This window comes from Rhizobium nepotum 39/7 (assembly GCF_000949865.1).
Taxonomy (GTDB): domain Bacteria; phylum Pseudomonadota; class Alphaproteobacteria; order Rhizobiales; family Rhizobiaceae; genus Agrobacterium; species Agrobacterium nepotum.
Map to the genome: position 1 here is coordinate 66,004 of NZ_JWJH01000001.1, position 14,333 is coordinate 80,336.

The 14,333-nt window shown below is 59.6% G+C and carries 10 protein-coding genes; 5 read left to right on the forward strand and 5 right to left on the reverse strand.

Going from position 1 to position 14,333, the window contains the following annotated elements:
• The first annotated feature begins 13 nt into the window (after positions 1–13).
• The 4 genes from RS75_RS00290 (at position 14) to RS75_RS00305 (ending at position 6,565) form a co-directional block, all read left to right on the forward strand.
• On the forward strand, positions 14–1,738 hold the full coding sequence (locus RS75_RS00290; protein WP_045016241.1) for a glycerol-3-phosphate dehydrogenase/oxidase: 1,725 nt from the start codon (positions 14–16) through the stop codon (positions 1,736–1,738).
• Positions 1,735–2,583 carry a class I fructose-bisphosphate aldolase gene (locus RS75_RS00295; RefSeq protein WP_200893607.1) on the forward strand — a complete coding sequence of 283 codons (849 nt, stop codon included), beginning with the start codon at positions 1,735–1,737 and terminating at the stop codon, positions 2,581–2,583. Before RS75_RS00290 ends, RS75_RS00295 begins: the two co-directional genes overlap by 4 nt.
• Entirely contained in the window at positions 2,576–4,072 is a 1,497-nt protein-coding gene (locus tag RS75_RS00300; protein ID WP_045016243.1) for an FGGY-family carbohydrate kinase, read from the forward strand. The genes RS75_RS00295 and RS75_RS00300 overlap by 8 nt, the downstream gene beginning before the upstream one ends.
• Before the next feature lie 288 nt (positions 4,073–4,360).
• Entirely contained in the window at positions 4,361–6,565 is a 2,205-nt protein-coding gene (locus tag RS75_RS00305; protein ID WP_045016245.1) for a methyl-accepting chemotaxis protein, read from the forward strand.
• 37 nt (positions 6,566–6,602) lie between these two features.
• Here RS75_RS00305 and RS75_RS00310 read toward each other — a convergent pair whose 3' ends face one another.
• Complete coding sequence (locus RS75_RS00310; protein ID WP_045016247.1) at positions 6,603–7,547, reverse strand: bifunctional helix-turn-helix transcriptional regulator/GNAT family N-acetyltransferase; 945 nt, start codon at positions 7,545–7,547, stop codon at positions 6,603–6,605.
• Between the two features lie 231 nt (positions 7,548–7,778).
• On the opposite strand from RS75_RS00310, the gene RS75_RS00315 reads away from it, so the two are divergent.
• A complete protein-coding gene (locus RS75_RS00315; RefSeq protein WP_045016669.1) occupies positions 7,779–8,117 on the forward strand; it encodes a hypothetical protein in 339 nt (112 codons plus the stop codon).
• 42 nt (positions 8,118–8,159) lie between these two features.
• Here RS75_RS00315 and RS75_RS00320 read toward each other — a convergent pair whose 3' ends face one another.
• From RS75_RS00320 to RS75_RS00335, 4 genes are all read right to left on the reverse strand, one after another.
• Positions 8,160–9,308: an alpha-hydroxy acid oxidase gene (locus tag RS75_RS00320; protein ID WP_045016249.1), complete on the reverse strand. Its 1,149-nt coding sequence runs from the start codon at positions 9,306–9,308 to the stop codon at positions 8,160–8,162.
• A gap of 155 nt (positions 9,309–9,463) precedes the next feature.
• Entirely contained in the window at positions 9,464–11,086 is a 1,623-nt protein-coding gene (locus RS75_RS00325) for an acyltransferase (protein ID WP_045016251.1), read from the reverse strand.
• Positions 11,083–12,957 carry a DUF2264 domain-containing protein gene (locus RS75_RS00330; protein ID WP_045016253.1) on the reverse strand — a complete coding sequence of 625 codons (1,875 nt, stop codon included), beginning with the start codon at positions 12,955–12,957 and terminating at the stop codon, positions 11,083–11,085. Before RS75_RS00330 ends, RS75_RS00325 begins: the two co-directional genes overlap by 4 nt.
• A gap of 69 nt (positions 12,958–13,026) precedes the next feature.
• Complete coding sequence (locus RS75_RS00335; protein ID WP_045016255.1) at positions 13,027–14,307, reverse strand: ABC transporter substrate-binding protein; 1,281 nt, start codon at positions 14,305–14,307, stop codon at positions 13,027–13,029.
• Positions 14,308–14,333: the final 26 nt, after the last annotated feature.

The following is a 14,333-nucleotide window of genomic DNA, read 5'->3' on the forward strand; positions in this document are numbered from 1 at the left end:
GAACGGTATTTCTATGCCCAGTTTTCGCGAGGACGCTCTCCGCCGCATCCGGCAAGATGGTGATTTCGACGCCGTCGTCATCGGCGGCGGCATCAATGGCATCGCCGCCTATCGCGATCTTGCCCTACAGGGGCTGCGGGTGCTTCTGGTAGAGCGCAACGATTTCTCCTCCGGCTGCAGCGCCGCGCCCTCGCGCATGATCCATGGCGGCCTGCGTTATCTCGAAAACGGTGAATTCGGCCTCGTGGCGGAATCATTGCGGGAGCGCGATGCGCTTCTGACACTCGCGCCGCATATGGTTCATCCGCTGCCGACGACGATCCCTATTTTTTCGACGTTCAGCGGCCTGTTCAATGCGGCGGCCACCTTTGTCGGGTCCGGCGGCAAACCCGCCAGCCGGGGTGCGCTTGCCATCAAGGCGGGTCTGATGCTCTATGACTTCGTCACCCGCAGAAACCGCATCCTGCCCCGCCACGAATTCCGCAGTGCGCGCAAGACCTTGCAGCGCTGGCCGGGCCTGACGCCTGACATCAGATATTCGGCCACCTATTACGATGCGTGGATAAGCCATCCGGAAAGGCTTGCGCTGGAGCTTCTGATCGACACCCGTTTCGACGCGCCGCGAAGCGTCGCGCTGAACTATGCCGAACTTATCCGCCTTGATGACCACTATCATCTTAAGGTCGAGGGCACGGACGAAACCTTCCCCATCCAGCCAAGCATCATCGTCAATGCGACGGGCGCCTGGATCGATGAGACGATCGGCACGCTGACTGCTGCCCCGGCTGCGGACAAAGCAAAACCGACCGTTTCCGGCACCAAGGGATCGCATCTGATCCTCGCTAACGCGGCGCTCCTCAAGGCTCTGGACGGCCATATGATTTTTTTCGAGAATGCCGACAACCGCGTCTGCATCCTCTTTCCCTATCTCGGCCGCGTTCTTGCGGGTTCGACCGATATCAAGGTGGATCGTCCCGAACGGGTGCGGTGCGAGCCGGAGGAGCGTGACTATATCCTTGAGGCCATCCGCCAGGTCTTTCCGCAGATTGCGATCGACCAGTCTGACATTGTCTTCAGTTTCAGCGGCATACGTCCCCTGCCGCGCAGCGATGCCGCCTTTACCGGAAGAATATCCCGCAGCCATTTCATCCACCGTGTCGAGGGTGACCCGCCGCAGCTCTGCATGATCGGCGGCAAGTGGACGACGTTCAGAGCTTTTGGCGAACAGGTGACTGACGAGGTTCTGGCCTTTCTCGAACGCAAACGGCTGACCGGCACCATGAACCGCCCGATCGGCGGTGGCAGGAATTTCCCCACCGGTGCCGGACGCCTGCCGGCCCTGCTGTCGGAGGAGTTTTCAATCAGCAAAGACCGGGCGGAACATCTGGCATCGGCCTACGGTTCACGCGCGCTCGAATTGATGGGCTTTTGCCGGGGTCGCCCGGATGACACGCCGCTTTGCGAAAAGCTGCCGATCACGGCTGCAGAGGTGGTCTGGCTGATCCGCTCCGAACATGTCCGGCACCTGACTGATCTCATCCTGCGACGCACGACACTCGCCATCACCGGCGTGATCGACGCCGAGTCGATCCACGCGATCCTCGATGTCACGGCGCGCGAGCTGGGCTGGGCGCCACAGAGGGCGGCAGAGGAGCGGCAGCGGCTCATTGATGAACTCGAGACCTTTTATGGGGTCACGGCGGCAATGCTTCAACACAGATGCAAGGAGAATGCATGATGATTCGAATTTCGAAAAAGGCGCGCATGAACCGGCTGTTCCGCAACGGCGGATGCCTGGATGTGGCCATCGATCACGGGGTTTGCAACGAGCCGAGCTTCCTCGTCGGGCTGGAGGATATGGCGCAAACCGTCGACAGGCTGGTGGAAGCGGGTCCCGACGCGATCCAGATGGCCTATGGGCAGGCCGACCTGTTGCAGCAAAGGCCGGAGCGCGACAAGCCGGCGCTCGTCATGCGCATCGACATGGGCAATCCCTATAATTCGACACGCCACCGGACCATGTGGTCGCAGCTTCAAAACTATCACGATCCGATCATCGGCGCGCTGGAGATGGACGCAGCCTGCGTTGTCGTCAATCTGTTCATGCTGCCGGACGAGCCGGACCTGTTTCGCCAATGCGTCGAGAACATCAGCCGCGTGCGCGCCGATTGCCATCGTTACGGCATGCCGCTGATGATCGAGCCGCTGGTTATGCTGCCCAATGATGTTCGCGGTGGTTATCAGGTCGATGGCGACGCCGAAAAGATCGTCACGCTGGTACGTCTTGCCTCGGAAATGGGAGCCGATATCATCAAGGCCGATCCCACCAGCGATCCGCATGATTTTCACAAGGTGGTCGAGGCCGCGCGGTGCCCGGTGCTGGTGAGGGGCGGGGGGCGTGAGGACTTGCGCAATGTGCTGGCGAAATCGGCGGCTCTGGTGGCCGAGGGCGCGAACGGGATGGTTTATGGGCGCAACATCTACCAGCATGACAACCCCAAGGCCGTTGTCGCGGCCTTGATGGCCATCATCCATCAGGGTGCGGGTGGTGAGGAAGCATGGGATATCTATAATCGTGGCTGATAAAAATCACATATTGGGTCTGGATGTCGGCAACACGGTGATCAAGGCCGTGCTGTTCGACACGGCGGGCCGGCAGGTCGCGCAACATGCCATTGATGGTCATTCGACATTTCCCCAGCCGGGTTACGTCGAGCGCGATCTCGAGGAATTGTGGCGGAACGGATGCGAGGCGATCCGCCAGCTTCTGGCAAAATCGTCGGTCGATCCCCGGAGCATTTTGGCGGTGGGCTGCGCGGGTCATGGCAACGGCCTTTACCTTCTCGACAAGGAGCAGCAGCCCCTGATCGGCATCCAGTCGCTCGACAGCCGCGCGGCCGATGTGGCGGCGGAGCTTGACCAGAAAAGCGGAGCGCAATTGCAGAACCGTTGCCTGCAAAGGCCATGGCCTGCACAGACGCCGAGCTTGCTGGCCTGGGTGAAACGACATGCACCCGATATGTACACCCAGATCGGCACCGTCCTCTTCTGCAAGGATTTCGTCAATTTCCGCCTGTCGGGCAGTCTTGCGAATGACATCTCCGACCTCAGCGGCGCAGGGCTGCTTGCTTTCCCGGAAGCGCTGCTCGACCGGGAACTCCTGTCGCTCTATGGACTTGAAGATGCAATTGCCTTTTTCCCGCGCCTGGTGGAATCGGCGGATATCGTCGGCCATATCACAGTGGAGGCTTCGGCTCTGACGGGGCTTTCCGAAGGTACGCCCGTCATCGGCGGTTTCTTCGATGTCGTCTCCAGCGCCATGGGATCGGGCGTCATCAATGCCGGGGAGGCATCCATCATCGCGGGCACCTGGAGCATCAATCAGGTTTTTGCGGACAAGCCGGTCGTCAGCCCCGATGTCTTCATGGTCACCACCTTCGGCCATAACCGCTATGTCAATATCGAATCCAGCGCCACCTCCGCCGCCAATCTCGAATGGTACGTGCATCGTGTTCGCGGCGACCATGGCGACCATGCCTTCGAGCGTTGCAACGAACTGGTCGGCTCCGTCACGCAACGCGCCGACGATCCGTTCTTCCACCCGTTTATTTTCGGCTCACGGCTGGGTGCGGAATTTCGTGGTGGTTTTTACGGTCTGGCCGGATGGCATGGCGAAGGCCATATGCTGAGAGCCCTGTTCGAGGGTGTGTGTTTCGAACACCGCCGCCATATCGGCGTCCTGCGTGAAGCGGGCCTGCCGGTTGACGGCGCCGTGATGTCCGGCGGCGGTTCCCGCAGCCAGCACTGGCCGCAGATCATGGCAGATGTTCTGGAAATTCCCCTGCGTGTCGCGGAGGCCCGGGAGACCGGCGCGCTCGGTGCGGCCATCGGTGCGGCCGTGGCGATCGGTCTCTATCCCGGCTATGAAGAGGCGGTCGCGGCGATGACGCGTGTGGCAAGCGCCTACACACCGGATGCAGGGCAAATCCCGCATTATCGGCGGCGTTACGGCCTCTACACACAATTGACGGACCAGTTGCGCGGCTTCTGGAAGGCTCTGCGTCTACAGTAATAAAGGTTTCCCATTTTGCGGTTCAGCGGTGCGCAATCATGCGCATCGCATCGACGGTGGGTTGCCTATAATATGAATGGTTTTATCCGAATATCGCATAATATACTGTATATGCTGAAATATTAAGGTTCTATAATGAATTGCTGTTTAATTTGTCTAGTTAAATATATGATCTAAAGTAATTTTTAAGTATAGCTTCATAATATTGTCTACCTGGCCGGTCGCTGACAGTTTCGGGGCATCCGCAACGGCCTCAGCCGTCGCGGCAGGATTTTTTGGGGGGTGGACATGCTATTTAAATCGACTACGGGCCGGAATATCTTCGCAGTTGCTGCGTGCGGCGTCATTGCAACGATCGCGGCTTCGGCCGTGCTGTTTTATCGGTCCTTTGAGGATACGAGGGTCAACAGCATTGAGCGTATGCGGCAGATCGCCCACGCCGAAGCCTTGACGACCGAGAAGAATATCGGCGGCACGATCCATATCGTAAATAGTCTCGCTTCGGTTCTGGAATCGATGAAGCAGACAGGCGACGCCGATCGGGGCAAGGCCGATCAGCTTATCCGGCACATGCTGGTAAACAATCCCGATGTGCTTGGCCTTTGGACTGGATGGGAGCCAAACGCGTTCGACGGCAAGGATGCGGACTTCGCCAACAGGGAGGGAAATGATGCGACCGGTCGTTACGTGCCCTATTGGGTGCGCAGCGGTGACAAAATAAGCAACACCGCGTTGGTGGATTATACTACCGCAGGTCCGGGCGACTATTATCAATTGCCCTTCACACTGAAGAAAACAGTTGTCATCGAACCCTATTCCTATGCGATCGATGGCAAGGAGGTTCTCATAACCTCTGTCGCCAAGCCGGTTGTCGTTGATGGCAAAGTGCTGGGGGTTGCCGGCCTCGATCTGTCGCTGGCGGAAACGAACAGGGCGCTGTCGACCGTCCGGCCGATGGGAACGGGCTTCGTGAGCCTCATCAGTGGAGGCGGCAAGATCATCAGCCATCCCGATGCGGCGATAATGGGGAAAAATCTCGCAGATGGCGGCACGCAGACCGTGGGCTGGGATCAACTGATCGCCAATCCCGGTACAGAACGGGAAATGACGGCGCAGGACGGAACGGTTTCCCTTGTCATCGCCTTGCCGGTCATGCTCACCGGCGACATGAAGTGGTATGCAATCGTTTCGGTGCCGGAAGACACCGTCTTTGCGCAGCTGCATGCGATGATGCGCGACGCCGCCTTGACAATCGTGACGGCGGCCGTGCTGCTGGCGCTGGCCGGCTGGTTTATTGCGCGACGGTTCATCAACCGCATCGCCAACGTCATCGATGAAACCGCCCAGATCGCTCAGGGAAATCTGGAACTGACGCTGAAGGATATAGAGACCAGGGATGAGATCGGTGATCTTGCCCGCTCGCTTGACGTTCTGCGCGAAAGCAATCGTGAAAAGGCCTCGCTGGAGCGGGAAGCGGAGGCCAACCGCACTCTTGGCGAAGAGGAGCGTGTGGCCCGCGAACGCAAGGCTGCCGATGAGGCGAGCGGCATCCGGTTCGCCGTCGACAGTCTGGCCTATGCGCTGGCCAGGCTTGCGGATGGCGATGTGTCCTGCCGTATCGAGGATCCTTTTGTCGATCGGTTCGATGCCGTACGCAACGATTTCAACGGATCGGCCGGGAAATTGCAGCGCGCGCTTTTGCGGGTATCGGACAACGCCTCCGGCATCGATGCCGGTGCCAATGAAATCAAGTCGGCGTCGGATGATCTGGCAAGGCGAACGGAGCAGCAGGCCGCTGCCGTGGAGGAAACCGCCGCAGCCCTTGAAGAGATCACGATAACGGTGAAAGACGCCGCGAACCGGGCGCATGAGGCGGGTCGGCTTGTCTCGCGCACACGCATCGGCGCGGAACGATCGGGCGAGGTCGTGCGTCAGGCGGTGATCGCGATGGAGCGGATCGAAAAATCGTCGAGCGAGATTTTCAACATCATCGGCGTGATCGACGAGATCGCTTTCCAGACGAATTTACTGGCGCTCAATGCCGGCGTGGAAGCGGCGCGTGCCGGTGAGGCTGGCAAGGGTTTCGCCGTGGTGGCGCAGGAGGTGCGCGAACTTGCGCAACGCTCCGCCGGTGCGGCGAAGGAAATCAAGTCGCTGATCACCAAATCCAACCAGCAGGTCGAAGAGGGCGTGCATCTGGTTGGCGATACCGGCAAGGCGCTCGATGTGATCGTTGCCGAAGTGCAGGAGATCAACCAGCACGTCGCCGCGATCGTGGAATCCGCCCAGGAGCAGTCATCCGGCCTCCAGCAGATCAACATGGCCGTCAACCAGATGGATCAGGACACGCAGAAAAACGCCGCGATGGTCGAGCAAATGACCGCCGCAAGCCACAATCTGGCAGGGGAGGTCGATGCGCTGAACCGGCTGCTCGGCCAGTTTGAGCTGGGCTCGGGCACCGGCGCTCATCGCGGGGTTCTCGAGGCGGCCTGATCGGCCGCCCCGAAGTCCAGTTCGCCTTCTGATGGGTTCAGCCCATCGGGAGGCGCCTGACGAAGCGCTGTTCCAGAACCTCGCTTCCCCACTGACTGCCCGGACGTTGCTCGACGCATGCGAAACCATGGGTCTCGTAAAGATGCCGTGCCGCTGCAAGGCCGTTGAACGTCCACAGATGGGTTTCGGTAAAGGCCTTCTCATCCGCGAAGGCGAGGGCGGTCGTCAACAGCCTGCGACCAACGCCTCCTCCGCGCACGCCATCATCGACGATGAACCAGCGTAGATGCGCGGCTCCCGGTCCAAGGTCCTCACCGTCGATTGCCACCGAGCCGATGATGTCCTCACCCCGCATCGCGACCCAGATCGCATTTTGCGGGTTTTCGAGCCGATTGCAAAAGGAGGCGAGACCTTCGGCAACAACGGATTCGAAACGCTGGCCGAAACCTGATGTCCGGGCGTAATACAGCGCATGCATCTGTGTGATGCGGGCAATGAGGCCCGGCCTGTAACCTTCGGTGATCTCGATTGCGGGAGCCGCAGCATTGGGTCTGTCTCCCAGCGCGTCAGTGTAAAGGCGAAGTCCTTCGAGGATCGTTCGGCCGTCCGCAGGCGCGAGCCGCGTCAGCGCCTTCGATACCTGCCGGTTTGCAAAGGCGTGAATGGCGCCAACCCGCTCTTGCCCTCGCCGGGCCAGACGCAGCCGCTTGATGCGGCTATCCTCTTCGTCCGTCTCTTCCAGAACGTCGCCCGACAGAACGAGTTTGCGAAGCATGCGGCTGATGCTCGATTTTTCAAGCCGAAGCAGCTTCCCAAGGTCACGCGCCGTAATGCCCGGAAGCGTCTCGATCTCGATCAGGGCATGCACGGCGGAGGGTGGCAAATCGGTGCCGGCGAAATCTCCACCCATAAAACCGAGTTCGCGTACGAGCCGGCGGGAGGTGGAGCGGATATCATTTATGGGACAAGTTTGTTCAGACATGCCAAATCCATTATAGTTGCATAGTGCAACCATAATCACGTCAATGGAGCTTGCCAAGATTGCTGTCGCGAAAAAAGTCAGTTTTCTCCGCGAAAGTTGCGGCATCTATCATGGAACAACGGAATATGATGGCTAATCGATACCGCCGATGACGTGACAGTCCTTTAAGCTCGCTCTTGCGGTGGTTGCGGGATCATTTGCCGCAGATGATTAGTCGGCTATAGGATGGATATGCCCGATACGCCCCGATTTTTCCGCTATACCATTTTAGCCGCGATGTTCCCGGTCGCAGCCCTCGGTATCGTGGGAACACCGAACGAATATCGCGCCATCGGCATCGCGGCCGTTGATTGTGACGGGCCAATGTCCGTTCTGATCGCCGCCGTACCGGCACTTGTGGTCTATTGGCTTGTTGGCTGGACGTTTCTTTCCGGGGGCAAGCGCCGCCGTTTCCTGATTTCAGGTGGCGTTTGTGGGCTGGTTTGTCTGGCACTTGTCTGGAGCATTGGCGCGGCGCTCCAGGAACAGCGGAGAAATATGGCTGAAATGGCCTGTGATTCCCGGTTGTGACGATGCCTTGAATCACAGGTCTGGAGCGGGATTTCGGACGAATTAGTCGCGGAACCGCAGGTTCCGGCGTGTCAGCTGGTCTACGGTGGTGCAGCCCATCAGTTTCATGCCTCGCTCGATTTCGACGCGCATCTGCTCGAGCGCCCGCTCGACACCGGCCTGTCCGGCAGCCGCGAGCGGGAAAAGGTAATAGCGACCGAGACCAACGGCCTTCGCTCCCAGAGACAGGGCTTTGAGGACGTGCGTTCCACGCTGCACGCCACCATCCATCATCACGTCGATCCGGTCGCCGACCGCATCGACGATCTCGGCCAGCTGATCGAAGGCGCTGCGCGAACCGTCTAGCTGGCGACCGCCATGATTGGAGAGCACGATGCCGCTGCAGCCGATCTCGGCGGCGCGCCTGGCGTCGTCCACGGACATGATCCCCTTCAGGCAGAACGGCCCGCCCCATTCGCGCACCATCTGCGCCACATCGTCCCAGTTCATGGAAGGGTCGAGCATTTCGGTAAAATAGCGGCTGATGGAAAGCGCACCGCCGTCCATTTTAATGTGGCCGTCGAGCTGTGGCAGACTGAAGCGCTCATGCCGTAGATAATTGATCCCCCAGGCCGGCTTGATGGCGAATTGGGCGAGGCCGGAAAGATTGAGTTTGAACGGAATGGCAAAGCCGGTGCGTTTGTCGCGCTCCCGATTTCCGCCCGTGATGCTGTCCACCGTCAGCATCATCGTCTGCACACCGGCGCTCTTGGCGCGCGCCATCATATCGCGGTTGAGGCCGCGATCCTTGTGAAAATAGAACTGATAGACCTGTGGGCCGCCGCTGATCCGGCGCGCTTCCTCAAGGCTGGTGGTGCCGAGGGAGGAGACGCCGAACATCGTGCCGCATTTTCCGGCTGCCGCAGCCACCGCCCGTTCCCCCTGATGATGGAAGAGACGTTGAAGGGCCGTCGGGGAACAATAGACCGGCATCGACAGCTTCTGCCCCATGACGGTGACAGACATGTCCACATCGGCTACGCCCCGCAGGACATCGGGAACGAGATCGCAATTGTCAAAGGCGGCCGTGTTTCGCCGGTACGTCACCTCGTCGTCGGCAGCGCCATCTATGTAGTTGAAGATCGGTCCGGGAAGACGCTGTTTTGCCATGCGGCGAAAATCGTGGAAATTGTAGCAGTCTTTAAGTTGCATCTGTTACTCGACCGGTCCGGTTTGAAAGCTCTCGAAAGATGGTCCGAAACCTATACCGGGGATTTCGGGCGGGCAATCGTGCCTTCGACGATTTCCGCACTGTCTGAGAGGCGGTCCGAGGGTAAAGCGGAGTGCGGATGTGCACCTGACGGCATTCATTGCGAAAAACGATGGACGCCCCGTGGCCTGAACGGCAGGAGCTGTTCGGCATCGAGGAGCTTCGCCGCCAGCCAGATGACCGACATCCACATTTCAGTGCCCTGAAGTCCGGGCGGATGTCCTTCAGCGAAGGCAAATCCCCTGTCTTTTTTCCACCGCCCGCGGTTTCTCGTGAGAGTTTCGCGGGCGATCTTTTTCGCCTCGTCCCGTCGGTGATCCGTCTGTTTCAGGCATAAAAGAAGGGGGTGGATCGTATCGAGAAGGTTGCAGGCATTAAAATCCTCGCCATGAAAACCGGCATGGGCGCGATAATTGGCGATGACGGAGTCTATCGCCGCTTCCGGATAGGGAAGAGGCAGGTCGAACTGGGCATATGAACCGCGCGTAAGCCGGTAAAAACCGTTGACGGGTTGAAGCAGGCCCTGTCCTGATGTCGGCAGGCCCCAGAGACCGGTGGTTTTATCCGCATGCATTGCCAGCCAGCCGAAAAGCGCGTGGCGGTTGTTGCCCGATGTGAAATAGCGACCGTTGAAGTAAAGCGCCGTGGCGATGGCATCGACGGTCGCGCCGCAATGCCATGCGCGGTTTTGCCAGGGCAGGCTCTCCAGCAGAAGGGTGAGCGCATCCGCGTTCATATCCTCCACGAAAGCGATCGGTTGTTGCGGCGCGTCATCGAAACATTCGAGGGCGTATCCAACGGCCAGAATATTGTAGAGGATTTCGGGATCCTGTTCGGGAGGCAAGGAGCGGGGATGGCCGGCGGCGAAAAAAAGTCCTGTCCGTTCGTCTTGCATGTGCTTAAGGCCAGAGACGGTTTTTTGAACGTCGAAAACCGTTCGTTCCTGGCCGAAAGCCGCTGCGATCTCGACGGCGTCGCATAGATGCCGGGTGCTTTCAACAATCTGCCCGGAGGCGTCGGGCGAACGATAGAGACCGTCCACGCGGCAGGAGTCGATTGCGGGAAGCCAGCCTTCGGTGATTTCCTTGCCGAGTTCCAGCAGCAGGCCGTCGATCTCTTGCGGGGAATGCGCCGTTGTCTTATCTGTGCGGTATCGCAGGACCCGCGCAGGAACGCCGCCGGCAACGGCCATGGGAGGAATGTTCCTCGTCACCACGGCGCCTGCCGCGATGATGGCTCCGCGCCCTATTTTAACGCCGTCCAGCACGGCGGCATTGGCGCCGATCCACACATCGTCGCCGATTTCTATGCCGAGCGATGTCAATGGCTGGCGATGGATGGGGGTCTCGGTATCATCGAAACCATGGTTGAAGCCGACAATGCTGACATGCGAGGCGATGCGCGCGCCATTGCCGATCTTCACCTTGCCGGAAACGCAGGCATAGGGGTTGATCGAGACGTTGTCGCCAAGCTCGATGTCGCCCCGCACAATTGCGTAACCTGCAATCCATGACTGCGCACCCATGAGCAGCCTGTCGGTATGCACCTCGGCTTTAGCGGCAATATAGATACCCTGCGCGAAAGTGGCGTTAGCGGAGCTCTCAAGGCCACGCAGTCGCGCCTGATGATCGGGACTGTCGATATCCTCCTGCTTCCTCTCCCAGGTCAGGATGTTCAGTCGACCAGAGTTTTCGGAGACAATCGGCGTGCCGCCTTTCATCGCAGCCGGCCCACATGGTTTTCCTCGAGAGCATGGGCCGGTACCCGGCGCCCCTCACGCTTGAACATGTCTTCCAGACTGGCGAGATCGGGAACATCGGGCAATGCCGCCAACGCCGCTTCCGCCGCCTTGTCGGCGGGCAGCGCCATGGACGCCGTCACGAGGAGCGTCTCGCCTGATAGAACTGTGCCGCGCAATTGCGGGACAAGGGTTCTTGCGTGAAGGAGGTTGGTGTTGGCGATCGCCTGATGGCACACGCCGTCGCGCCGGATGCCGACTGAGAGATCAACTATGGCGCTGGTGTCGCCTTGTCCGTAACAAACCGCGAGACCCTGCCCGGCTTCGGTGAGATCGCGGTTGAAATCTGCGCGAACGATGGCAAATCCGCCTTCGGATGTGTGTAGCGCGCGAGGGGTCCGGAGCCGGTGAAACCTGAGATGCCAGGGGTTGCGCGGAACGAGCCAGGTTTCGATTTCGACGTCCGCCCAAGGTCGCCAGCGCGAATAGAGGCAGTCTTGCGCGATCAATGCCTCCTCCATCGTTTCACGCGTGCGGAAATGACCGCCGTCGTCGGAAAGGCCAAGCATGCCATCGAAACTCGCGGCGGCAAAATGCCGGTCGTCCGCCTCGACGTTAAAGGCATAACGGGTGGAATAGACGAATTTCGCATATTTTTCCTGCGCGCCGCGCATTTTGTCGTGCTGCTGCCCGGAGGATAAAACGACGACATTGCCCGGCGTGTGGAACGCCACCATGCCGGGTTCCGGCAATGGAACCGGCTCGGCGAACTCTTGCGGTTCCGCCTCCTCGGCCGTCCAGAACGGATGATCGGCCGGCAGCGCGAGCGGCAGGAAAAATTTGAGCGCCCAGTAGGGCGAGCAGGGGGAGTTGTAGCTCTCGCTCATCAGCAGGTTCGGATAGCCGTATCCAACTGAGAGGACGCCATCGCGATCCGCGATCGGTCGCTTCGACCACCAGCGGATGTGGCGCATGTAATAACCCTTGATCTGCGGCCAGGGCAGCGCTTCCAGACCGGAAAACGCCAGAGCGCCCCAGAAACCACCCGCCGCAAAACGATAGGTCTGACTGCGCCCGAAAGCGAGCGAGGACCCGTCCGGACCGAACCAGTGGCGCATATCGCTGGCGAAAACGCGGGACCGTTCGAGGAACCGCGTTTTTCGCGCATCGTCGCCTTTTGCAAGAACGGTGTAGATCAGGCCGTAAAAATGCATGGCGAAAGGAATGTAATGATCGACCCGGCGGACCGGCCCGTCCCGATACCAGCCGTTTCCGATATCGAAAGCTTCCAGCTCGTCAAGATAGGTCCGGGTCTTGGCGCTGTCGAAATTCACACCAGCCCGTTCCAGTCCGAGATCGATCAGGACACGGAAGAATTTCCAGTTATTGTCGACGAATTCCCGTTCGCGCGCCGCCAGAAGATAGGTGGCGACATTTTGCTTCTCCGCTTCGGCAAGCGGTTCCCAGATGTGTTCGGGAACCATGGCAAGCGCAAACCCTATGGCCGCCAGTTCAACAAGCCGCTGGTTCCGGTCGGACGTATCGCCCCAATATTCGGGGTGAGCCGGATCGGTGCCGTTGGCCAGTCCGCGCCTGTAGAGGTCCCAGTGCGGAAAGGTATACCCGCCCGCAGCAAGCGGAACGATGCCCCACAATGGCCGGGCAAATCCTTCCAGCTCCGCTGCGGGATAATCGAAAATTGCGCCCGTCGCGCCCAGCCGGACGCGGGCGCCACCTGAGGAAAAACACGCAAGCAGCGGATTGAAGAGATCGATCACGGCCTTTGCGAGGTCGTCTCTGGTCAGGAGAGAATTGTCAAAGAGCGGATTGGCTCGAGCGCTATCGTAAGTCACGGTGATGAATTTCCGGATTCCTGTTCAAGGAGAGGGCCGCAGGCGGGACAGCCTGCGGCCCTCTGGCTATTATTTGATGGCCTTGACGCCCTCGTTCATGTCCTTGATGCCGTCATCGATCGAAATATTGTCGGTCATCAGCGCGTCATGGACGCGGTTCAGAACGACCTCGATCTTGGCCGCATTCGGATTGACCGCCATTTCCAGATAGGCCTTGCCCGCCTGAAGCGCGTCCTTGCTGCCCTGATCCTGCGGGAAGCCCGGCAGAGACGCGATTTTTTGCGCCACGTCGTCGGTTCTGAGTGCCGGGAACGTGCCGGTGGAGGCGATGATGGCTGCGCCTTCAGGCCCGGTTACGAACTGGATGAAGTCCAGTGCTGTTTCCTTGTGGCCGGAATTCTTATTGACCGACAGTCCGGCAATCTGCGCCGCCGTCGCGCCTGCCGCCACGCCGTCGGGGTGGGGGAATTTCACGATGCCCCAGTTGGCGCTTTTCGACTCGCCCGACTTCACCTTGGCGATCTGGGTTCCAACAAACCATGTTCCCATCGGCAACATGCCGATCGTTCCGTTGAAGAACAACGCGGAATAATGGGTGTTGGATGTCTTGAGCGAGGCATAGGACGGTATCGCGCCGCTCTTTTGCAGGGCGAGCGCACGCTCATACCAGGGTTTCAGGAATTCATAATTGCCGTCCACCAGCGTGTGTTTGCCATCCTGGATGCCGGGCAGTTGCACTGTCGAGCGCCAGGTATGCAAAAGCGCGCCGTAGACGCGGTTTGCGCCCATGCCGCCTTTCAGCTTGCCGGCGATTTCATCGAACTGCGCCCAGCTCATATCGTTGGTGGGGTAGGGCACGCCCGCCTTGTCGAAAATATCCTTGTTGTAATAGACCACCCAGAAATCCGAGCGGAACGGCAGGGCGTAAATCTTGCCGTCGATGGTCAGTTCTTCGATCAGGCCGCCATAGGGTGACGTCTCGATCTTCTGATCCTTGATGAAGCCGCTGAGATCGGTGATGTTGCCGGCGCGCACCAGATTGGCGTAGCCGGGAACGTCCTTGATGGTGACGACGTCAATATCCTTGGAGCCGCCGGTCAACTGCGTGGATATCATCTGCGTGTAATCTTGCGAGCCGAGGTCCACCACCTCGAACGTCACATTCGGATGCTTCTGTTTATAGGCCTCCATCAAGGGCTTGAAGTAAGCGCCCTTGTCCAGATCCCACAGCGCCCATTTCAGCGTGACTGGCGTATCGCCTGCGGCAAAAGCCGTTCCTCCCATGCCCATGGCAATGCCGAGACCGGCGGTTGCGAGAGCAAATGCACGTCTGGTTGTTCTAAACTCCATAGCCCGTTTCTCCTTCCCTGACTGAT

Bases quoted from the DNA above. Each gene is read 5' to 3' on its own strand.
- RS75_RS00320 (WP_045016249.1), bottom strand. From the start codon at position 9,308: ATGCAACTTAAAGACTGCTACAATTTCCACGATTTTCGCCGCATGGCA.
- RS75_RS00295 (WP_200893607.1), top strand. From the start codon at position 1,735: ATGATGATTCGAATTTCGAAAAAGGCGCGCATGAACCGGCTGTTCCGC.
- RS75_RS00335 (WP_045016255.1), bottom strand. From the start codon at position 14,307: ATGGAGTTTAGAACAACCAGACGTGCATTTGCTCTCGCAACCGCCGGT.
- RS75_RS00305 (WP_045016245.1), top strand. From the start codon at position 4,361: ATGCTATTTAAATCGACTACGGGCCGGAATATCTTCGCAGTTGCTGCG.
- RS75_RS00325 (WP_045016251.1), bottom strand. From the start codon at position 11,086: ATGAAAGGCGGCACGCCGATTGTCTCCGAAAACTCTGGTCGACTGAAC.
- RS75_RS00315 (WP_045016669.1), top strand. From the start codon at position 7,779: ATGCCCGATACGCCCCGATTTTTCCGCTATACCATTTTAGCCGCGATG.
- RS75_RS00290 (WP_045016241.1), top strand. From the start codon at position 14: ATGCCCAGTTTTCGCGAGGACGCTCTCCGCCGCATCCGGCAAGATGGT.
- RS75_RS00310 (WP_045016247.1), bottom strand. From the start codon at position 7,547: ATGTCTGAACAAACTTGTCCCATAAATGATATCCGCTCCACCTCCCGC.